Consider the following 22,601-nt stretch of genomic DNA (forward strand, 5'->3'; position numbering starts at 1 on the left):
GGCTAATGGCCCGCCTTTTTCTGCTGCCAAGGGGCGTTGTATTACCCCTTATGGCCGGTACAAAGCTAAACGCTTGTGTATCTTAATATATATAATTTTCGTAATGCATAAACTCTGAGCCTATAGATCACCCTTAACTCCTACCTTGATGCACCTTCTTTTACAAAGGCATTTGTTTCTTAGCTTGCTCCCTCTGCTGTTGCTGTTTGCTAATAGTGGCTGGGCGCAGAGCTGCCCTACTACTATTACCGTGAACGGGCGTACTGTGCTTTGCGAGGGAGAGACTACTGAACTGATAGCGCCTGAGGGGTACAACTACCAATGGATTAAGGATGGTGCAGACTTAACCGGGCAAACAGGGCGAACACTGCAGGTAGGTCAATCTGGGTCCTATCAGGTGCGTGTGTCAGGAGGTGCTGGAACCACATGCGACACAAACACCTCCAGCGAGCGTGTAATTACAGTTAATCCACTTCCTGCCACTCCTACTTATACAGTTTCGCCTGCACCGGCACCCAACAATCCTGTGTGTGCCGGTGATGAGCTTACTTTCTCCTTAAACTTTCCGCCAGAACCAGGCGTGACTTATACTTGGGATTTTGGGGATGGCAGCACCGCAAGGGGGGCAGAAGTAACGCATACGTATACCTCTACTGGTGTAGGGGCAGAGCCATTTCCTGTGACAGTTGTTGCCACCAGTGCAGCTGGTTGCGAGGTAAGCGCTGCGCCCAGAGATGTTGTAGTAAACAGCCTTCCGGAAATCAGCTTTTCAGAAGAGGCCAACTTTCAGGTATGCTTACCGGATTCTGTAGAGGATAGTGAAATAGAGGAGTTCGCGATAATCAACAATGAAGTAGCAGAGCCTTACCTTTCCGACATCCGCACATACTTTGTGGATTGGGGAAACGGCGACCCGGAGCAGCAGTACAGCCGCGGCGACTTTCCGGTCTCAAACCCTACCGCTTACGATACCATCGGCACATTTCCTATCACCATCAGGGCGATTGCCGGCAACGGTTGCGAAGTAACCTTTACCCAGGACTTTAATGTGAACAAGGAGCCCAAGGCCAACTTCTCGATAGAGAAAAAGGAGCGGGTAGAGGAAGATCAGGTGCCGCCCTGCGTGCCTGTTATCGTAACGCTGGCTGATAGCGCCACCGGTGGCGGCTTAACCTATAAATGGTCGGTGCAGCCGGCGCAGGGGTGGTTTTTTGAGTCTGGGGATTCCACATCGGCAGAGCCGCAGATACAGTTTACGGAGTCGGGGGTTTACACCATAGAGCAGATCGTGACCAACGGCTGTGAGTCTGACACTACCTCCCAGGGGATTGTGGTAGGCTGGCCGCAGGTGCAGTTGCCGCCAAGCGTGACGGTTTGCGGTCCTACCGAGATAGACTACAGCAGTAGCGGACCGGGGGGCGGATTTGGAGGAGGATTGTTTGTGGATAAGAACCTGGGCGAGAACATAACCGTCAGGCTTACCATCACTGGCCCTGCAGGCACTACGCAAACCTTCAACTCTGATGTGTTTACCTATAGGCATACCTTTTCCCAACCCGGCAGGTACACTGTGTCTTTGGAGGCAATAAACGAGTGCGGTAGCTCCAACGCTATTTACCAGGGGCAGCCGGCGCCCGTGCAGGAGGTGGTTATACTTCAGCAGCCGGCAGCGCCAATTGTACAGGCTCCAGGCATAGCCTGCGCTGGCGATACCGTACGGCTTACTCCCTCCGGCCCGGGGCCCATCTTTGCCTGGTTCGATACGAATGACCCCACTGCAGTGCCTTTGCAAACAGGTCCGTCTTTCACCACTCCATCCCTTACAAACGATGTAACTTATTATGTGGCGGCTATCGACACAGCTAACAGCGTCATCTGTATCAGTGATCTTACCGCTATCCCGATCAGTGTGGTGCCGGGCATCACGAATAATACTATAGAGGTGGAGGGAGAGCAGGTGCAGAGTCTGTGTAAAGGAGATGTACCGCCTGTGCTAACAGGTTCCGTTCCTTCGGGCGGTGACCCTAATTCTCCGCCACGCTACCGCTGGGAGATTAGTACTGCGGGCCCTAACGGAGGCTTTGAGGCGGCACCCGGCACAAACAACACCCAGAACTATACACCTACGCAGGCCGTCTCGGGTAATACCTGGGTCAGGCGCCTGGTTTTTTCCGGTAGCTGTACCGAAAACATAAGCAATGTGGTGGCAATTGTAGCGGTGGATCCGGTGCCTGCCAGCGCCAATACCATTACTACCGAAACGGCTGAGATCTGCGAAGGCGATACGCCAGCCCCGCTTATTGGCTCGGAGCCATCGGGTGGAGGCGGCAGGCCTTACACTTTCCTGTGGGAGGTAAGCACTACGGGGCCGTCTGCGGGTTTTGCAAGTGCCCCAGGCACTAACGATGATGTGAACTACACCATACCGGCGGGAGGGTTACGCCAGGGAGAGACCTGGTTCCGAAGGGCTGTAACTTCCGCTGGCTGTACTTCCTATTCCGAGGCAGTTAAAATCACGCTTTATCCTGGCTTGGCAAACAACGAGATCAGTGCAGATGAGACACAGGTCTGTATCGGCACCTCTCCGACTATACTTAATGGCACGGAGCCTACTGGCGGCAACGGTAACTATGCTTACCTATGGGAGAGCAGTACCACAGGCCCTGCTGCCGGTTTTGGAGAGGCGGTAGGTGTGAATGCCGGGCAGAACTATTCGCCTGGTAATCTTACGGTTACCACCTGGTTCCGACGCGTGGTGAGCTCAGCCGCCTGTGGTGCCGATACCTCAGGCGTGCTGGAAATCCGGGTAGCCCCAGCATTGCGCAATAACACGATCACTGCCACCCAAACAGATGTATGCGAGGGGCAGGTGCCGGCGCAGATTGCCGGAAGTATGCCAACAGACGGTGCGGGTGGGTATACTTACCTATGGGAGAGCAGCACCACAGGCCCTGATGGCGGGTTTGTGCAGGCAGCAGGCACCAATACTGGCCAAAGCTATACACCAGCCCCGCTAAACCGCGAAGCATGGTTCCGTAGGATCGTTTTCTCGGGCGGTTGCTCCGACACCTCTAATGTGGCAAGCCTGACTATACTGCCTGTGCCGGCTGCTCCGGTGGTTGCCGTGAGTAACGCTACTGCCTGCCTCAACGGCTCCGTTACCCTAGCAGTGGCCAACGCGGACGGCATGGAGTACAGGTGGTATACTTCATCTACAGGAGGCAATCCAGTCTTTATTGGGGCGGAGTTTCCGATTGATAACGTAACGCAATCCACAACTTACTATGTGGAGGCCGTGAATAACCAGGAATGTGTTAGTATGAGCCGCACGCCGGCTACTGTTACCGTGGTTATCGCTGAGGCGGACGCCGGTGAGGATGTGACCATTATACAAGGCCAGCCCGTAGAACTGCGCGGCTCTGGTGGCGCTACTTACTTGTGGGAGCCGGCCACCGGCCTCAATGACCCAACTCTGCAGAACCCTGTGGCCAGACCAGAAGAGACCATCACTTATACTTTAACCGTGACTACGGAAGAAGGCTGTACGGACACAGCCAGCGTAACAGTTGAGGTGATACCGGCCATTGAGGTGCCAAACGCCTTCACACCGAATGGCGACAATGTGAACGAAGTGTGGGAGATAAAGAACTATGAGAATTACCCGGATATGCGGGTGGAGGTATTTAACCGCTGGGGCAACAAGATCTTCAGCTCTAAAGGCTACGGTGTGCCATGGGACGGCACATACAATGGCGAAGAGCTGCCGGTGGCTACATACTATTACCTCATTTACCTCCGCAGCACGAATGAACAGCCGCTTTCCGGTAACGTGACCATTATCCGATAAGACATGACCAAGCCGCTTATACTTATACTTTCGTTGATGGCCGTGGCCATGCAGGCTATGGGGCAGCAACGGCCGCAGTACAGCCAATACATGCTCAATAATTACCTGCTCAACCCGGCCATATCCGGTATCGAAGACTACGCCGACATCAGGCTGAGCCATCGGCGGCAGTGGGTGGGTATCGATGGTGCCCCGAGTACTTATTATTTGTCGGCGCACACGCCGCTAAACAAAGGAGCGGCCAGCAACAAGTACCACCGGGCACTGGCGCACCACGGCGTAGGTGCGATTCTGCACACAGATAAAACCGGGCCGCTGCGCCGCACAGGCCTTAGTGTGTCCTATGCTTATCACCTGCCTCTCACCACAAGTATAAATTTGTCGGGCGGAGTTTCTACCGGTCTTATCCGTAACTCTATCAATTCCGCCGACCTTGATTTCTCCAACGAGAACGATCCGCTGCTGGGAGGGGGCGACATCAACAACACCGTGCTGGATCTGAACCTGGGGCTTTGGCTGTACTCACGCAACTTCTCGATAGGCGTGGCGGGAGCGCAACTGCTGGAGGATGCCGGCAGCTTTAAGGCAGACACGCGCGGTGAAGCAGGCCTTGATCTGCAGCGTCATTACTTTATAACAGCTAGCTACCGCCTGGAGCCAACTGAAAGTATAGACGTCATTCCGTCGGTTATGGTGAAACTGGCCGATCCGAGTCCGGCTTCTATCGACGCCAGCCTGCGCGTGATGTATGCCGAACGCTTCTGGCTTGGCGGCGCCTATCGCCACGAAGATGCGATTGTGGCAATGGTGGGTGTCTACATCAGCCCCCTGCTCGACCTTTCCTACTCCTACGATTTTACCACTTCAGATCTAAACCGGGTAAGCGCCGGCACCCATGAAGTGGTGCTCGGCTTTAAGCTGCTCAACGATAACCGCATCATCTGCCCACAGTGGGTGTGGTAAGTATAGCTTAGATACTGCTCTCAATCCCCTGAACGGCCCCGGCTGTTGCTGCTGCAACAGCCGGGGCCGTTTGTTTTATTCCAATATTCTGCCCAGAAAAAAACGCTGTGCCTCATGTATGCGATGTTACCTTCCTGATTGATAGCGCCCAGTGAGGTGTAAATGCAAAAAGTAATAAAAGTGTGGTAGTGGTATCAGAGAGAAAAATTAAGCTATATTAGTGATATATATAGTCTTATGCATATATTTATATATTATTTGGTCATGAAAAAATTTAAACTTTTTTGTAAAACTTGTATTGTACCAAAAATTGTGAAATTTTAGGTGTAGCATAGAGGATAAACGTATAGGTGCGATTTAATAATTTTTCTATGTAACTTTTATAGTCTATTATTGCACCTGAAAAACTGACTCAGAGAGAAAAGCCTGTTGGGATTTGTTGATTTAGTACAATGTGAGATGCCAGGAAAAACTCAATGTTTCACCTTAAATAGAGAAGTATATAAGAAAATTTTACGAATAACTGAATGAGAAGCTGGTTAGAAAAAGTCATACTCTTGTTAGTGTGCTTTTGCGTAATGGCTGCTGGCGCTTTTGCCCAGACAGCACCTGCGCTTGGGGCTCTATACGAGTTTGGAGCAGTAGCATCGTCTGGTATCTCCAACACGGGTAATACCGTCGTGCAAGCCAAGGTGGGGGCGCACCCCGGCAAAGTAACCGGTTTCCAGCCAACTGGAACAGGTGTAGCCATTCAAGGCGTCCATGAAGGCCCGTTAGCCAAGCAGGCCGTAGAGGATGCGCGCGCAGCCATGGCGTTTCTGGCAGCCCAGCCCAGAACCAGCACCATTGCCGCCGGCGAGATCAGCGGCATGACGATCACACCAGGGGTGCATGCCATAGATGGTAACGCCATTCTAAACGGCAACAACAAGCTGATTTTCGACGGTCAAAACAAGACCAATCCTGTTTTCATAATTAAAGTAAGCGGCACCTTTGATATAACCAAAGCTGAGTACGAGCTGCTGAACAAGGCTGCCAGCATTAACCTGTTCTGGGTAGTAGGTGGCGATGTTACGGTACGCAAAAGCGCCTCAGCACTGGGTAATATCTTCTCCGGTGGCAACATTGTGATGGAGGACGGCGCACAGATACAGGGGCGCCTGGTTGCTCCCTCTACCGGAAGCAAAGGCCAGATAACATTCACCAACAACTCGGTTACCTACCCAGCCGACCTGGAAGTGACGCTCTCAAAAGAGCCGGGCTCAAAAGGCGAGGATACCTATGCCTTCGGGGAGCAGATCACCTATTATATCACCGTAAAGAACAATGGCCCTACCAATGCGGAGAACGTGAAGATTTTCGGGGCGAACCTGGCCGGGGCGGTGTTAAGCTACTCCTCTTCAAGGCCGGGCGTTACGTTTGACAACCTTACCTGGTTTATCGGGGGGATGGACTATAAGAGCGAGGTGACGCTAACGGTTACGGCTAAGATAGAGAAGGCCGGTATCATTACAAGTACGGCTGCCGTGGCAGGGTCTGGTGTAGATGAAGTGCGAGGCAACAACCTTAGTACCCTCAGCTTCTGTGTGCTGCTATCAGAAACAGGTGAGATAAAAGGCCCGGCAGAGGTGTGTTTGGGAGATGAGTTCGTGTACAGTATCGATCCTGTAGAGGGAGCCACCAGCTATGCCTGGAGTGTGCCCTCCGGCTGGAGCTATACGCAGCTAGGTACAATGGGCGCTTCTACCTCCATTAAAGTAAAAGTAGGTTCAGAGCCTATCGTTGATAATGCAGGCTTTGTGAAGGTAACGGCCAGCAACACCTGCGGCGAAGGCCCCGCCAGAACGCTGGATATTACAGTGCAGGCTGCGGTGCCACCACAGGCAGGCCCAATCTCTGGTCCTGATGGCCTGTGCCTTGCCACAACGGAAGCCACTTTCAGTGTTGCGCCTGTAGCAAACGCCACCTCTTACAACTGGACGCTTCCCAACGGATGGTCATTTATATCGGGGCAGGGCACAAACGTCATTGTGGTGAAAACAGGCGGCAGCGGTACGATAACAGTTGAAGCGGTAAATGCCTGCGGTGTTAGCGAACCGCAAACCAAGTATGTGCAGGTAGACGACGCCACCCCTAGCCCGCCCTCTGAGATCCTGGGCACGGTACAGGGCTGTGTGGGCAACACCGTGCCTTTTGAGGTGGCTGACGCTGCAAACGTAACAAACTACAGCTGGACAGTGCCTGCCGGATGGGAGATTGTAGAAGGCCAGGGCACCCACAAAATATTGGTGAAGGTTGGTAGCTCTTCCGGCAACGTTACGGTGCGGGCCAGCAATGGCTGCGGCACAAGCGAGCCAACCAGCAAGCCCGTGGCGCCTGTCTCTTCTGTAAGTGCGGCACCAGGCCCGATAGCCGGCGATGTGAACTCCTGTATTAACCGAAATGGGCTGGAGTACTCCATAGAGGCTGTTCCTACAGCAACCAAGTATGAGTGGTCTGTGCCTGCCGGGTGGGAGATCGTATCAGGTCAGGGTACTACCAAAATCACAGTAAACACCAATGCCAATGGCGGCGATGTGACAGTAGTAGCCTGGAACGACTGCGGCCCGAGCGAAGAAAGTAAGTTAACCGTAGTGCCTGTAGAGGATGTGCCGCTGCAGCCGGGGCCTATCTCGGGCGTACAGTATGGTTGCGTGGGCGGAACCGCCACCTATAGTATAGATGAAACTGCCGGGGCAAACTCCTACAACTGGACCGTGCCTGCCGGCTGGACAATTACCTCCGGACAGGGCACAACCTCTATCGACGTAACAACGGGCTCAAACGGTGGCAAAGTAACGGTATCGGCCGTTAACGGTTGCGGTACGGGTGCCGCCAGTACGCTGGATGTTGTTCCGCAGACACAACCCCCGCTTCCTCCTGCTCCGATCTCTGGCCCGGGAGAAGTATGCGAAGGGCAGGCAGGCTATGAATTCAGCGTTCCGCAACTGGCCGGTGTAAATACTTATACCTGGACGGTGCCAACAGGCTGGGTTATCACGGCTGGCCAGGGTACTTCTAAAATAACCGTAACAGCTGGCGAGACGGCCGGAGAGGTTACCGTTAAAGGCGAAAACGACTGCGGCGCGGGAACGGCGGCAGCTGTGAATGTTACCGTGGTGCCATCTCCTCCAGACCAGCCTGGCGACATCAACGGTCCTCCTTCTGTGTGCGTGGGGCAGAAACAAGTAACATACACTATTGAGCCTGTCGCCTTCGCTTCTAACTACATCTGGTCTGTGGGTGACGGCAGCAACGGGTGGTCGATAGTATCCGGACAAGGAACGACCAGTATTGTGGTAAACGCGGGCTCTACGCCAACCATTATCTCTGTAAAGGCTGAAAACGCCTGCGGTATAACCGGTGAGACCCAGCTGACAACCATCATGACGGATGACGTGCCGGAAATGCCCGGGCCGATTTCGGGCAATACCGTGACCTGTGCCGGAGGTACTTATACTTTTAGTATAGATGCCGTGAAGGATGCCTACAAGTATAACTGGTCTTTCCCGGCTGGCTGGGAAGTGCTGGAGGATAACGGCACGACCATAAGTGTGAAAACAAACGGAACGGGTGGCACAGTGAGCGTAACAGCGCAGAACGGCTGCGGCCCGGGCGCTGCCCAGACCCTGCAGGTAACACCAACCAACACAGCGCCGGCAACACCAGAGGCCATACTTGGCAACGTGGATGTATGTGCAAATACCGAGGCTGTTTTCTCCGTGAAAGAAGTGAACGGGGCCTCCAGCTATACTTGGAAAGTGCCAACCGGCTGGACCATCGTATCCGGGCAAGGTACGCCAAGTATAACCGTGATGGTAGGTACCACTGCCGGAGCCATTAGCGTAACCAGCAAAAACGACTGCGGCGATAGCGGCACCATCTCAAGAAACCTGATCCTGAACACGGCCCCTCCTGCTACTCCGGGCGAAATCTCCGGCTCACAGCAGGTTTGCACCAGCACCACCACCACATACACCATAGCCCCTGTAAACACGGCCTACAATTATACCTGGAGTGTGCCGGAAGGCTGGGAGATCCTGAGCGGACAAGGCTCTGAAAGTATAGAGGTACGGATAGGCACAACAGCTGGCGAGGTAACCGTGGTGGCCGACAACAGCTGCGGCGAAAGCGGGGTGGCTAAGCTGGCCGTGGATGTGGCAGAGAATACCCCAATAAAACCGGGAGCTATCGCCGGGCCTGCCGCGAGCTTCTGTGAGGGCACCCCTGGCTTAACCTATAGCATTGAGCCTGTAAACGGGGCCGTATCTTATACCTGGGCCGTGCCAACCGGCTGGGCAATCACAGCAGGCCAGGGCACGACCAGTATCACCGTGACCTCAGGCTCTGAGGCTGGAGAAGTAACGGTAACCGTGGCAAATGCCTGCGGCAGCGAAGGCAGAGAAGCCATGAATGTGATGGCACAAACGGCACCACTCAAGCCGGAGATCTCTATGGGGCCGGTAAACCCTTGCCAGGGCGTAACAACCACCTACAGCGTTTCGGCAAGTGCCACAGGCAACGTGGATACCTACATTTGGGAGGTGCCAACCGGCTGGCAGATTGTATCGGGCCATAACACGAATACGATAGAGGTAATCGCAAACGGAACATCGGGCAAGATCAAAGTAACAGCTAAGAACAGCTGCTCCGAAAGCGGCACAGCTGAGATGGAGGTAGTGCCATCCCCTGCTTTACCAAGCACGCCAAGCGCTATAACAGGAACCCCTGAAATGTGCGCCGGCAGCACAGTAACCTATTCAGTGCAGAACCCGGAAGCAGGCGCCTCTTATGAATGGACAGTTCCGGAAGGATGGGAAATCGTGTCGGGCCAGGGCAAAGCTTCCATTACGGTAGTGGCTGGTGCGGGAGTAGGAACTGTTACGGTAAAAGGCGTGAATGGCTGCGGAAGCACAGATCCTGCTTCTCTGGAAGTGACGGCCATGCCGGAAGAGGGTGTAACAAGTATAAAGGATGTGAGTTCGCCGTGCGTTGGCCTAAGCTATGAGGTAGAGCCTGTGCCTGGTGCCACCGATTATGTGTGGAGCGTACCGGCAGGATGGACAATCACCTCTGGGCAGGGCACAACAAAAATCTCGGTAACCGCAGGCTTCGGCAACGGAGACATATCAGTGGTAGCGAAAAATGGTGGGTGTACAGATGCTCCGGTATACTTTACGCCGAGCCCAACCATGGCAAACAGTGAGCTGCACTTCCCGAATGTGTTCTCGCCTAATAACGACGGCACGCACGATGTGTGGGAGATACGCAACCTTACCAACTATCCTGACAGCGAAGTAACGATTATAAACCGCTGGGGCAACCAGGTGTACCACAGCAAGGCTTACAAGAACAACTGGAACGGCGACAACCTGAGCGAGGGTACCTACTTCTACGTGGTGCGCGTGAAGCTCTGCGATGGCCAGGATAAAATGTTTAAAGGTTACGTGATGATAGTAAGGTAAGGAGATGGTAACGAACGTGAAGGCAATACAGAAACTACTCGTGCTGCTAGGCATTGCGCTGGCCCCGGCCGCCTTTGCCCAGCAGGCTCCGCAGTACAGCCAGTACATCTTTAACGAGCTGGTGGTAAACCCCGCCTACGCCGGCAGTAAGGAGATACTGAGCATTAATGGCACCTACCGCACCCAATGGACAGGGCTTCAGGGGGCACCAACCTCTCAGACCCTGAGCGTGGATGGGCCAACAGGCCACAAGAGCCTGGGTTGGGGCGTGCACCTGCTAAACGATGAGATCGGGGCGCAGAGCCAGACATCAGCTTACGGTGCCCTCTCTACCCGCATCAGGTTAAGCCGCTATGCTGACCTGGCGCTGGGAGTTGCCGCTGGTGCATCTCAGTATGTGCTAGATGGTACACGCCTGGACCCCGGAAGCGAGATGCCTGACCAGGCCATACCGGAGGGGCGGGTGGCACAGGTGCTGCCAGACCTTAAAATAGGAGCTTTCTTTAACACAGAACGTTACTATGCGGGCCTCTCGGTGGCGAACCTGATTCCGTTTAAAGACGACAAAACCGAGATTGCCACACCTCGCCGCCACTACTTCCTGTCCAGCGGTTACGTGTTTGATATAAACCGGGACGTACGCCTGAAGCCAAGTATACTTATAAAAGAGGATTTCAGAAGCCCGACCTCCGTGGACCTGAACGCTTTTGTGCTGCTGTACAACCGCTTATGGCTCGGGGCCTCGTACCGTACGGCAGTGCCGATGTTTACCAGCCAGGAGATGAAGCAGCTGGACAAGCGAAACGCCATCGCCCTGATTACACAAATTTACGCTACAAAGAAGCTGCGTATTGGATATTCTTACGATATTAGCCTCAACGAACTTAAAAACTACTCTAGCCACGAAGTATCGGTGGGCTACTATTTCCTGAAAAAGAAGTATGGCCGCATCCTGACACCTCGAAACCTATAGTTTACACCACTCTTATATGAAGCGTAATTTTACCCTTGGCTTAGTGCTGGTTTTGCTAGCAATCAGCATGAGCCTGCCTGTGCTGGCACAGGATATGAAGCAAGCTGATAAGTACTTTAACAACTTTGAGTTCAGCCTGGCCCTGGATGCCTATAAAAAAGTACTGGAGAAAGAGGAGCCGAGCCTGAAGGTGGTGCAGCGCATTGCTGACAGCTACCGTATCCTCAACAACAGCAAAGACGCTGAGTTTTGGTATGCCCAGGCTATTGCGTTCCCCGACGCGGATCCCGCAAATATCTTCCTGTATGCAGAGTCGGCAAAGCGTAATGCCAATTACAGCAAGGCAAAGCAGCTCTTCCTGGAGTACAGCGAGAAGGTGCCGGCCCAGCGTGAGGTAGCCCTGCGTATGGCCGCCTCCTGCGACACAGCCATGAAGTGGATGAAGTACCCAAAGCCATACGATATTGTGCAGCTGGAGGCGATGAACTCGGATGGGGCAGACTTCGGCCCGGTACGCACCCAAGAAGGCCTGTTCTTCTCTTCTGACAGGTTGGAGGCGAACAACAAAAAACAAACTGCCCGGAACAACTGGACCGGAAACGGCTTCATCCAAATGTACTTTGCCCCAAAAGTTACGGACAGCACCTGGGCTACCCCTGCACCGCTTCCGAGCTCTATCAACACTGATTACCACAACGGCCCGGCCGACTATCTGGAGAAAGAGCAGACGTTGTACTTTACCCGCACACGTGTGGTGAAGAAAAGGGCCGCCGAGGGCAACAACTCCGACCCTACCAGCTGGTTTAAGGGCAGCGACAAGGGTACGCATACCAACCGCCATGGCATCTACATGTCAAAGTTCAACGGCAAGAAGTGGCAAAAGGCAGAGGCTTTTAAGTATAATGATACGGATGAGTTCTCCATAGGTCACCCCGCCATCACTCCTGACGGTAAGGTGCTATACTTTGTATCGGACATGCCGGGCGGGCACGGTGAGACAGACGTTTATTACAGCGAACGGCAGGAAGACGGATCGTGGGGCCAGCCGGTAAACGCTGGCGCTGTGGTGAACACCAGTGGCCGCGAGAGCTTTGTAAGCCTGGGCGAAGACGGTAGCTTATACTTCTCGTCCGACGGACACATGGGAATGGGTGGTCTCGATCTGTTCAAGGCCGTAGGTACTCACAAAGCATGGAGCAAGGTGGAGAATCTGCAGTACCCGATAAACACGGCCCAAGACGACTTCGGTATCCAGGTAGACAGTACCGGTAAAAAAGGCATGCTGTCATCCAGCCGCTTCTCTGAAACCGGTTTCGACGACATCCTGACGTTTAAGGAATATAAAGTGCCGTGTATACTGGTAGGCAAAACAATAGAAAAGCTAGCGCAGGAGGGCACGGTAAAAACAGTGGCTGTTCCGGTTACGGAGGCAAAACTGCAGTTGTATGTTGATGGCAGCGATGAGTTTGTAGAGGAAACTTCTAATCAGGAGGGTAAGTTCTACTTCCCGGTGGTGGCTGGTACCAAATACGTGATCAAAGGCAGCAAAGCAGGGTACCTGGACCAGGCGGTAACGTTTACGCCGGAGTGCCTTTACAAAACCGACACCGTGCAGGTGGAGCTGGTGTTTATCCGCAGTACACCCAACAAGCCGATCGTGGTTGAAAACATCTACTACGACCTGGATAAGTTCGATATTAAACCGGCTGCCGCTAAGGAGCTTGACAAGCTGGTGCAGATACTGCAGGTAAATCCGCTGGTCCGCATTGAGCTGAGCTCACACACCGATAGCCGCCAGACACACGAGTATAACCAAATGCTGTCGCAGCTACGTGCGCAGTCTGCTGTGGATTACCTGGTATCTAAGGGCATTAGCCGCGACAGGCTGGTGGCGAGAGGTTACGGCGAAACCAAGCTGATAAACAAGTGTAAGGATGGGGCAAAATGCTCGGAGCAGCAGCACCAGGAGAACCGCCGCACGGAGTTTAAAATACTGAGATAGCAGAAAGAACAAGTATAAAAAGAGGGCCGCAGGTATGATTTCTGCGGCCCTCTTTTTTTAAGCTTGATATATCTTTGCGCGAGAGTAGCTTTATACTTGCTGCCTTGAATGCCGTGCTTCGAAACAAAACCCAGGAGCTGAACAAAACCGTGCACCAGCTGAAGCAGCTGCCAGATGCAGTTGCCCGAAGGCAGGGTCGTTTCATTCTCCTCTTTTTGTCATCCAGAAAGGATTTTGGAAGCTGGGAGTATAGGCTTAGAGTTCCAGCTACCAAGTTTCTTAACAGAATGATAACTATTTTTTTGCTTCATTTATCAGAGTGAAGCAGCCTGCTTCGAAGGAGGAATTATACCTCGCCCCAGCCCTCTCCTTTTCTCGAGCGCCCCTACCCCAAAAAAGGGGGGCATCCAACCACCCCTGGCCCCACAGAGCTACGCTCGCTAGTTTCAAACTCTCATTCTCATTAGGCTAAGGAGGGGGAGTTCTTGAGCTGCTGCAGCTGAAATATAAATTGCTGCTGGTATCCGCGCACAGGTCGCAACCTGTCCCTACAGGTGTAAACCCACCCCTGCCCCTCCCGAGATGGGAATTTCGGCAGGCGATTGTCATCCCCCCGCCCCCTTCTCTGCCGAGGGGCCCTACTCCCAAAACAGGAGAGGGAGTTTTAGTAGTTACCGGGGCCAACCACCCCTGCCCCTCCTTAGCTAAGGAGGGGAGTTCTGCTGAAGCTTCGTGAGCAGTGGCTATCGAACTGATCCCAGTCTTTCTGTTGAGCGCCTTGTGAGATCCGGTGCCGCGAGAGCGGCAGCGCCCTGGCGCAGGAGGGAACACAGCGCGATGCGGGAAGACGAGCCCTGCCGGGCTGGAGGGAGCCAAAGCCAGAAATGAAACTGTAGGTTTGTAAGACTGCGGATAAACAGCAGCTAGAAAGGATAGCTTGTATCAAGCTAAAGAAAGCAGCGGCTGTGAAAGTATAGCACAGAATTAAAGTGCAGACTTTGCCAATAATAACCGGGTCTACCTTAATACTATTAACTACGAAAAAAATCGTAAATAAATTTCTTATTACGAAACAATTCGTATATACTTGCAGTACAACCTTAAAACACCGCATAACTACATCTACCTTATGACCTTACCACAAATCCCTAAACCCACGGAGTCGGAGCTGGAGATACTGCAGGTGCTGTGGCAGCACGGCCCGAGCACGGTGCGCTTCGTGCACGAGGAGCTCAGCAAGACCAAAGAAGCCGGTTACACCACTACCCTCAAAATCATGCAGCTAATGACGGAGAAAGGCATGCTGGAGGCTGACAAGTCGAGCCGCTCGCACATCTTTAAGCCGCTGCTGCAGGAGGAGGACACGCAGCAGCAACTGCTCAGCCGTTTTCTGGACACTGCCTTCAGGGGCTCGGCTAGTAAGCTGGTGATGCAGGCGCTCGGCAACAGCCGCACATCCAAGGAAGAGCTTGACGAAATCAGAAACCTGTTAGATAAACTGGAAGGAGGTAACCAATGAGCCTGATCCCGAACCTGTTACCCGAGGGGCTGGTAAGCGCCCTCGGCTGGACACTGCTGCACGCGTTGTGGCAGGGTGCCCTAGTGGCGCTGTTTCTAAGCCTGTTGCTGGTGCTGTTGCACCGCCAACCTGCCAAAACACGCTATGCCGTGGCAAGCTCCGCTATGCTGCTGCAATTGCTGCTATCAGTGGGCACATTTGTTTTATACTTTAATACAGCTGAGGGTGCCGCAACTGCAATGCAAAGTATAGCGGTGGCGGCAGAGGCTCCGGTTATAAGTATAAATGCCTCGTTTTGGGCCGATCCGGTGGGAACCGCACAGGTATACTTTGAACAGCACCTGCCGCTGCTGGTAACGCTGTGGCTGCTGGGCTTGGCGCTAATGGCCGTCCGGTTTATAGGCGGGTTGGCCTATACGCAGCGGCTGCGCCATTATAAAACTTCTCCGCTTGGGGTACAGTGGCAGCAGAAGCTGAACCAGCTTCAGAGGCGGTTAGGCATGCAGCAAGCCGTGCGGCTGGCGGAGTCGGCGTTGGTGCAGGTGCCCATGGCCATTGGTGTGGCTAAGCCCGTGATCCTGCTGCCGATGGGTGCGGTTACCGGTCTGTCGCAGGCGCAGGTAGAGGCTATACTGGCCCACGAGCTGGCACACATCCTCCGCAAAGACTACCTGCTAAACCTGCTGCAGTCGGTGGTGGACATGCTATACTTTTACCATCCGGCCATGTGGTGGGTATCGGGGGTGGTGCGTGCCGAGCGCGAGCACTGCTGCGATGATATGGCGGTGGCCCTCTGCGGCGACTCCCTAACCTATGCCCGCGCCCTTGCCGAGCTGGAGGCGATGCGCATGCCCGCCGCGCCGGGTATGGCTGTGGCTTTCTCAGGGCAACGAGGCTCTCTGATGAACCGGATTAAACGCCTGGTGGGGCAGCCCCTGAAGCCAACCTTTACCGAGGGATTTGCAGCCGGGCTGGTGCTGGTGGTAGGCTTGCTGGCAGTGTCTTTTGGGGCGATGGCCGAGCGGCAGCCGCTGGAGGCGGAAAAGCCAGCTCAGCCTGAAAAAGAAGCAACTGTACCAGAGCCTGAAGTTGCTGAGGAAGCAGGAGAAGCCGTGAGTTATACCGCGCAGGACGCCCAAGGCAATAACCGGAATGTGGTAATCATCACGAATAAAAAGGGGAAAGTAAAAGAGCTGTACGTAGACGGCAAGCGCATCCCGAAACGCGACATCGATAAGTATAAAAATCTTGTAGACCAGCGCCTGCAGGCTACAAACGATGCGCCTAAAGCAACACGTGAGGAATTGCAGGTGCTGCTGGAGCAGGAGCGTGAAGCCCTGGCCCGCGCCCAAAGGGATACCCGTAAACAGAGAATCATCATAGAGCGTTATGATGGGGAGACACCTCCGCCATTGCCACCTGTTCCCGGAGTGCCGCCGCTGCCCCCTATGCCGCCCATGCCTGCACCTGGTATTGCGCCACCCCCTCCCCCTGCCCCACCCGCACCTCCAGCTCCGCCTGTAGGAGCCAGCAAAAAGAAGCAGAAAGCCTACGAGCGCGAGATGAAGCAGTATGATGCGGAGTTGGACCGCTATGCGCAGCAGATGAAGCTGTACGAACAGGAAGTTATCGTGAGACGTATAGCCGGAGACAGCCTGAGGCGAAAAGAAATGATGGCCAGAAGCCGCGAAAGAGCCGACGAAATGAGAGCCCGCCAGGAGGCACGCCAGCAGGAGGTGGAAGCCCGACGCGCTGAGATGGAAACCCGCCGTGCCGAGATGGAAGTAAGAAGGGCGGAAATGGAGGAGCACCGCCAGAAGCACATGGAAAACATGCGCCAGTTGAAGGAGGAACTGGTAAAAGATGGCCTGATTGAGAGCGATAGCAGCAACCTTAACATCAGGATAAATAACAACACACTGTACATCAACGACAAGGAGCAGCCACAAAAGGTATACGACAAGTATAAAAAGTGGCTGCACCCGGATAAGCAGCCGTAACCTTTGACTATGCAAATTTCGCAATAAAGCCTACCTTTGATGTATAAAAAGGTAGGCTTTATACTTTTTAAGTATCTGGCAAGCTATACTTTATGCTTGGCGTACATATCCCTAAATAGGGTAAATTGCGTAAGTATGCGTACCCGCCTTTTGGCCGGCTTAAACGTTTGTTTCATTCTGTCATCACCCCATATATTTCTTTATGGCTAAAATGTTTCCCCTGACCCAGACATGTGTGCGTGCTGCGCTTACATTGCTGCTGCTCTTCCTGCTCTCTTCACGCGCCTTCGCCTCCGATACCCAACACATGATACCGCTCTCGCTGCAGGAACGGGTGCAGCAGTCTGAGATGGTAGTGGAAGGGGAAGTGGTGCGGCAAGAGTCTTTCTGGGATGCCCGTCACGAGAACATCTATACTTCCAGCATCATCAAAGTATATAAATCCTTTAAAGGCGAAGTCAAGGCCGAGCTGATAGAGGTGGTTACAGAAGGAGGCACGGTGGGCATGAAAAAACACGTTTTCTCCACGGCGCTTAAACTACGGCCCGGGCAGCAAGGGCTATTCTTTTTAAAGCGACAGCAGATGCTGCAGCGCACACCGGCTAACCTGCCCCTGAGCACCCGCGCCTACGGCAGCGAGCAGGGCTTTGTGCGTTACAATGTGGAAAACCGCACCGCCCGAGGTGTTTTTGAGAGCTACGATAATGTGCAGCAACTATATGATGCAGTCCGCGAGAAGACGGGGCTGCCGTTCAGGACCATCTCCGAAAACCAGAAACTGAAGGCCTCTGCTGTACAGAACGGGCAGAAGCAGCAGCAAAGCGCAATGGCGCCTGTCATCACCTCTTTCTCGCCTACAAGAGCCAGCGCAGGCACGGGCACAGTACTTACCATAAACGGTACAGGCTTTGGCAACAGCCGTGGTAACGGGTTTGTGGAGTTCCGGAATGCAGATGATGGCGGACAGACATTCGTAAAGCCGCTCCCGTCGGAGTACATATCCTGGACGAACACCCGCATCACCATGTATATCCCTTCTGTGATGCAGGATGATGGCACGGCCGGTTCAGGCCCTATCCGTGTAACCGCCAACGACGGCACCTCCTTTACCTCTGTGGGTAGCATTACACTGGAATTTGCCTACTCCAACATCGATTTTAACGATAAGTCCTTCCGCCCCATACTTACCAGTCAGAATAACGCAGGCGGTTACACCATTCTGTATTCCGAAAGTATGGATAGCAGGCTGGCGGCCAAAGAGGGCTTTCGGCGGGCCGTAAACACGTGGGTTTGCGTGTCGGAGATAAACTGGGTGCTGGGAGGGCTTACCCAGATAAACGCTGCGTCAGAAGACGGTTCTTCCGTAGTCCGTTTTGCCTCACAGTCTACGGTGGGCGAGTCGGTGCTGGCGCGAACCATTAGCCGCTACGAGGGCTGCCGTAGCCTTGTAACCAATGACACGCTGTTCTGGGTTACGGAGTTTGATATGGAGATAAACAGCGAGATTAACTGGCAGTATGGGCCGGGCGGGCCGGGGGCCGATCAGTTTGACTTTGAGACGGTGGTGCTGCATGAGCTTGGCCATGCACACCAGCTTGGGCACGTGAACATACCGCGCGCGGTTATGTTTTATGCCATAGAGTACGCACGTCTGGAGCGCGACCTTAGCTCCCTTGATATTGAGGGTGCTGAGTTGGTGGTGGCGAACAGTGTCGGCGAAAATGCCTGCAGTGTTCCGCCAATGGTGCCTAACCCGAACGGGGAGTGTAACCTGGCCCCGGAGATCCTGACGCTCGATGCCGAGTTTACCTCATCCAATGCCGTGCAGGTGGACTGGACCACCCGGGGTGAGCAGGAGGTGGATCAGTTTGTGGTACAGCGAAGCGCCGATGGCATCTCGTGGGAAGACGTGGGCACAGTAGCCGCCGAAGGCCCAAGCCAAACGGACCTGTTCTATACTTTCACGGATACCGACCCGCTGCGCGACCAGTCGTACTATCGCCTTGAGGTAGTGTACCAGAACGCTGAAAGCAGCTTCTCGCCACGTGCAGTGGTTGTGAACCCGGCCGACCTCCGCGTGCTACGCTACTTCCCTAACCCGGTTGGCGGCGAGAGCAGCCAGATTACCCTCAGGTATTTGGTTAGCCGCAACGCCACTTTGCAGGCGCAACTCTACGACTCCAGGGGACAAATGGTAAGGGATTACAAGGTCAGCTTCAGTACGGGCACCAGCGAATACAGCATAGACCTGCAAGGGCTCGCCGCCGGTATATACTTCCTGAAGTGGCAGGAGGGCAACAAGAGCGGCACAGAGAGAATCCTGAAAATATAGTACGTATAAAACAGCAGCGCCGGAGCTATCAACTCCGGCGCTGCTGTTTTATACGTTTGCTCTTTCTAATCTATCTTGATCTTACGGCTTGGCTTCTCCTTGTCTTTGCCTTTAGGCACCATAACGTGCAGCACGCCGTCTTTGTAGTTAGCCTTTATGTCATCCTCCTTCACAGATTCTGGCAGGCGGAAAGAGCGGCTGAAAGAGCTGTAGTTATACTCGCGGCGGGTATAGTTCTCCTGCTCTTCTTTCTGTTCCTCCTCCTTCTCAGAACTGATGGTCAGCATGCCTTCGTTCACATCAATATTAAAGTCCTCTTTCTTCATGCCTGGGGCAGCCACCTCAATGTCGTAGCCTTTATCGGTTTCGCGGATGTTGGTGGCAGGCACGTTGGCCATCATCTGCTGCCCCATACGCGAAGGCATTCCCCAAAGGTCATTCTCAAAAAAACGGTCTACATCGCTAAAGAAATCAGAGAAAACAGAACGGGCCGGAGCCATACTTCCCCTGTTTCTTCTAGTCATCAAGTTTGCCATGGTTTATTCCTCCTTCTACTTTTAAGTATAATATAAATATATTTTAATGATAAATGTTTGTCTTTTATCAAGTTTTACGAGTTGCTAAAGTATACGTTGTGCTGTGTCGGCAACATTGGCAGGTGTAACGGAGGCTTTTACTTAAAAAATGGGGACGGTTACAGGCAGAAAGTAAAAAGGCAGGCAACATGCAGTTGGGGAAACTGACTGTTGCCTGCCTTTTGGGAGAAGTGGCACCTGCTACACCATGGTTTGCGTAACACACATAGAAATTACAGCCTTGGTATACGCGCCACAGTGTAAGGTTTTAGAGCATTAAGGGTTTTCTAAGCTTGGAAACACTGTGAACGATGTCGTAAAAATGCACACCTCAATTCTATAACACAAGGTATTTTGAGACAGCTTTGTAACATCAGAAAAAGGGGTTTTTCAGTGCCATGTTTAATGCAAAACTGCGTTTAATAATTGTAGGGCCATGTTTTGGCTGGTAGAAAAAGGCCGGTTTGTCACATGGGGCTCCTGAAAAAAATGTGTTGTGCCATTAATTTTTTCAGGGCGCTGTTGTAGTTCTGGAAGTATGGACTGGTTTTGTTATAGGTATAAAGCTATATTTGAGATAGCATGGAAATACCCGGCTGGCCGGGGCATAGCCTATGGAAAAGAAAAGACGCAAGTTTACGCAGTGCCCCAACTGCGGCTACACTTTTGAGGAGGTAAACAACTACTGCCCCAATTGCGGGCAGGAGAACCACGACCTGAACGTGCCCGTGAAGCACCTGGTGGAGGAGTTCCTGGAGGGCACAATGCATTACGACGCCAAGTTCTGGGTTACGCTCAAGTACCTGCTTTTCAAACCCGGCCTGCTTACCGAGAAGTTCAACATAGGGCAGCGGGCCTCCTATGTGCCGCCATTCCGGCTGTACGTGTTCATCAGCTTGGTCTTCTTCTTCATGCTAGCTATCAGCCCCAACACCATGAACGTGGGCCTAAACAGAACGGACGCTTTAGAGAATATGGATCCGGAGGAGAAAGCCGCAGTAGCCAGGCTAGATTCTGTACGCGCGCAGGTGGGCAACGAGGTAGGAGTAGAGCAAGAAGGTATACTGGCAATGCTAGAGAAGGCGGATAAGGCTAAGACAAACCCAAAACTGCTGCGCGACAAGCTGATCAAAAACACCTCTTTCCTGATGTTCCTGCTGATGCCGCTCTTCGGGTACCTGCTCTACCTGTTTTACCGGAAACTGCGCCGCAACTACGTGGAGCACCTTATGTTCTCCATCCACATGCACTCGTTCTTTTTCATTCTGTTCACGGTTTACCTGGCGCTTAAATTCTTTTTGCCGGAGGGCGTGGACATTTTCTGGGTGGTGGTGCTGATCACAGCGGTTTATACTTATCTTGCCATGCAGCGCGTGTACAAGCAGACATACCTGCAAACGCTTCTGAAATTTATACCTGTTTCATTTATTTACATCATCTGCCTGGGTGTCGCTCTCTTCGGAAACGTGGTGGTGAGCATCCTGCTGAGCTGATTTATACTTGCCTGCCATGCCGCAAAACATACTTACCTGGGATAAGCTCATCTCCAAAAAACGCTTCGAAACGACCGATAAAAAGTATACTACGGATGAGTCGGTGCGGGGCGAGTTTCAGCGCGATTACGACCGCATTGTGTTTTCCTCCGCCTTCAGAAGACTGCAGAACAAGACGCAGGTGATGCCCATGCCGGAGAGCGACTTTGTGCACACCCGCCTCACGCACAGCCTGGAGGCATCGGTGGTGGGGCGTTCGCTGGGCCGCATTGTGGGGAAAAACATACTAGAGCGTAACCCGCAGCTGGCAGAGGAAAAGAATATTCAGGAGGCTGACTTCGGTGATGTGGTGGCCGCCGCCTGCCTCGCTCACGACATCGGCAACCCACCCTTTGGCCACTCCGGCGAGGACGCCATCTCGGCATACTTTAAAAGCGATGAGGCACAGCCATACTTGCAAAACCTGTCGGAGGCAGAAAAGGCAGACTTGTATAGCTACGAGGGCAACGCCGCAGGTTTCCGGGTGCTGACCTATACTTACCCGGCGCACTGTAACCTTCCCGGTGGCCTCAGCCTGACCTTTACCACGCTGGCTACCTTTACCAAGTACCCTAAGGAGTCGTTGCCGGTTATCAAAAAAACGAACAGCACCAGCGAGAAGAAGTATGGCTTTTTCCAGACCGAGAAGGCGTGGTTCAACACCATTGCGCAGGAACTGGGCCTGCTGAATAAAAGCCAGGGCGAAGAGGTGTTTTACCACCGCCACCCGCTGGCTTTCCTGGTAGAGGCCGCCGACGACATCTGTTACCGCATCATCGATTTTGAGGACGGTCTGAAACTAGGCCTGGTGCCGCAGGAACAGGGCCTGGACCTGCTCCGCCAGATTCTGAACGACGACCCCAACCGTAAGTCCAGCCTCACTTTCTATGACTGGAAAGAAGAGATCGGTTACCTCCGTGCGCGCATTATCGGGAAGTTGATAGAGGAGACGACGGGCATTTTTCTGCAGCACGAGGAGGAGATACTGGCCGGCACCTACGACAAGCCCCTGATAAACGAAGTTAGCTGTAAGGCTGTGCTGGATAAAATAAAGGACCTGTCTATAAAGCTGATTTACCAGAACCGCCCGGTGCTGGAGATTGAGGCAGCCGGTTTTGAGGTGCTCGGCGGTTTACTGGACGCTGGTATAAAAGCCGTGTTCAAGCCTGAGTCTAAGCACCACCGCAAACTGGGCGCACTCATTCCGCCGCACTATTTAGATTTACCAGAATCTGCCACCGACTACGAGCGCATCATCCACATCTGCGACTTCGTTACAAGCCTCACAGACCAAGCCGCGCTGGGGTTGTACCGCAAGATAAAGGGCATTGAGCTGCCGAGGATGTATTAGGGG

Annotated in this window: 11 protein-coding genes; 10 read left to right on the plus strand and 1 reads right to left on the minus strand. The window is 53.4% G+C overall.

The window, feature by feature from the left end; all coding sequences use genetic code 11:
* The first annotated feature begins 250 nt into the window (after positions 1-250).
* From OO017_RS11970 to OO017_RS12005, 8 genes are all read left to right on the plus strand, one after another.
* On the plus strand, positions 251-3,847 hold the full coding sequence (locus OO017_RS11970; RefSeq protein WP_266052730.1) for a DUF8696 domain-containing protein: 3,597 nt from the start codon (positions 251-253) through the stop codon (positions 3,845-3,847).
* 3 nt (positions 3,848-3,850) lie between these two features.
* Positions 3,851-4,810, plus strand: a complete 960-nt coding sequence (locus OO017_RS11975; RefSeq protein ID WP_266052731.1) for a PorP/SprF family type IX secretion system membrane protein — start codon at positions 3,851-3,853, stop codon at positions 4,808-4,810.
* 527 nt (positions 4,811-5,337) lie between these two features.
* Positions 5,338-10,314 (plus strand): PKD-like domain-containing protein, encoded by a 4,977-nt coding sequence (locus OO017_RS11980; protein WP_266052732.1) that lies wholly within the window; start codon positions 5,338-5,340, stop codon positions 10,312-10,314.
* A gap of 4 nt (positions 10,315-10,318) precedes the next feature.
* The gene (locus OO017_RS11985) at positions 10,319-11,287 is read left to right on the plus strand and encodes a PorP/SprF family type IX secretion system membrane protein (protein WP_266052733.1); all 969 of its coding nucleotides are present in this window, start codon (positions 10,319-10,321) and stop codon (positions 11,285-11,287) included.
* Between the two features lie 16 nt (positions 11,288-11,303).
* Positions 11,304-13,289, plus strand: a complete 1,986-nt coding sequence (locus OO017_RS19940) for an OmpA family protein (protein WP_304608482.1) — start codon at positions 11,304-11,306, stop codon at positions 13,287-13,289.
* A gap of 1,129 nt (positions 13,290-14,418) precedes the next feature.
* On the plus strand, positions 14,419-14,808 hold the full coding sequence (locus tag OO017_RS11995; RefSeq protein WP_266052734.1) for a BlaI/MecI/CopY family transcriptional regulator: 390 nt from the start codon (positions 14,419-14,421) through the stop codon (positions 14,806-14,808).
* Positions 14,805-16,808, plus strand: a complete 2,004-nt coding sequence (locus OO017_RS12000; RefSeq protein ID WP_266052735.1) for a M56 family metallopeptidase — start codon at positions 14,805-14,807, stop codon at positions 16,806-16,808. The genes OO017_RS11995 and OO017_RS12000 overlap by 4 nt, the downstream gene beginning before the upstream one ends.
* Positions 16,809-17,010: 202 nt before the next feature.
* Complete coding sequence (locus OO017_RS12005) at positions 17,011-19,140, plus strand: T9SS type A sorting domain-containing protein (RefSeq protein WP_266052736.1); 2,130 nt, start codon at positions 17,011-17,013, stop codon at positions 19,138-19,140.
* Between the two features lie 65 nt (positions 19,141-19,205).
* Here OO017_RS12005 and OO017_RS12010 read toward each other — a convergent pair whose 3' ends face one another.
* The gene (locus OO017_RS12010) at positions 19,206-19,664 is read right to left on the minus strand and encodes an Hsp20/alpha crystallin family protein (RefSeq protein WP_266052737.1); all 459 of its coding nucleotides are present in this window, start codon (positions 19,662-19,664) and stop codon (positions 19,206-19,208) included.
* Positions 19,665-20,329: 665 nt separating this feature from the next.
* Here OO017_RS12010 and OO017_RS12015 point away from each other — a divergent pair.
* Together OO017_RS12015 and dgt are read left to right on the plus strand one after the other, a co-directional pair.
* A complete protein-coding gene (locus tag OO017_RS12015; protein WP_266052738.1) occupies positions 20,330-21,208 on the plus strand; it encodes a DUF3667 domain-containing protein in 879 nt (292 codons plus the stop codon).
* Between the two features lie 16 nt (positions 21,209-21,224).
* Positions 21,225-22,598: a dGTP triphosphohydrolase gene (gene dgt / locus OO017_RS12020; protein WP_266052739.1), complete on the plus strand. Its 1,374-nt coding sequence runs from the start codon at positions 21,225-21,227 to the stop codon at positions 22,596-22,598.
* The last annotated feature ends 3 nt before the right edge of the window (positions 22,599-22,601 follow it).

It is taken from the genome of Pontibacter anaerobius, assembly GCF_026241195.1.
In the GTDB taxonomy this organism is placed as follows: Bacteria; Bacteroidota; Bacteroidia; order Cytophagales; family Hymenobacteraceae; genus Pontibacter; species Pontibacter anaerobius.

Excerpts from the sequence above, each read along its gene's own strand:
- OO017_RS12000 (WP_266052735.1), top strand. The coding sequence starts at position 14,805 with ATGAGCCTGATCCCGAACCTGTTACCCGAGGGGCTGGTAAGCGCCCTC.
- OO017_RS11980 (WP_266052732.1), top strand. The coding sequence starts at position 5,338 with ATGAGAAGCTGGTTAGAAAAAGTCATACTCTTGTTAGTGTGCTTTTGC.
- OO017_RS19940 (WP_304608482.1), top strand. The coding sequence starts at position 11,304 with ATGAAGCGTAATTTTACCCTTGGCTTAGTGCTGGTTTTGCTAGCAATC.
- OO017_RS12010 (WP_266052737.1), bottom strand. The coding sequence starts at position 19,664 with ATGACTAGAAGAAACAGGGGAAGTATGGCTCCGGCCCGTTCTGTTTTC.
- OO017_RS11985 (WP_266052733.1), top strand. The coding sequence starts at position 10,319 with ATGGTAACGAACGTGAAGGCAATACAGAAACTACTCGTGCTGCTAGGC.
- OO017_RS11995 (WP_266052734.1), top strand. The coding sequence starts at position 14,419 with ATGACCTTACCACAAATCCCTAAACCCACGGAGTCGGAGCTGGAGATA.
- OO017_RS11975 (WP_266052731.1), top strand. The coding sequence starts at position 3,851 with ATGACCAAGCCGCTTATACTTATACTTTCGTTGATGGCCGTGGCCATG.
- OO017_RS12005 (WP_266052736.1), top strand. The coding sequence starts at position 17,011 with ATGGCTAAAATGTTTCCCCTGACCCAGACATGTGTGCGTGCTGCGCTT.
- dgt (WP_266052739.1), top strand. The coding sequence starts at position 21,225 with ATGCCGCAAAACATACTTACCTGGGATAAGCTCATCTCCAAAAAACGC.
- OO017_RS12015 (WP_266052738.1), top strand. The coding sequence starts at position 20,330 with ATGGAAAAGAAAAGACGCAAGTTTACGCAGTGCCCCAACTGCGGCTAC.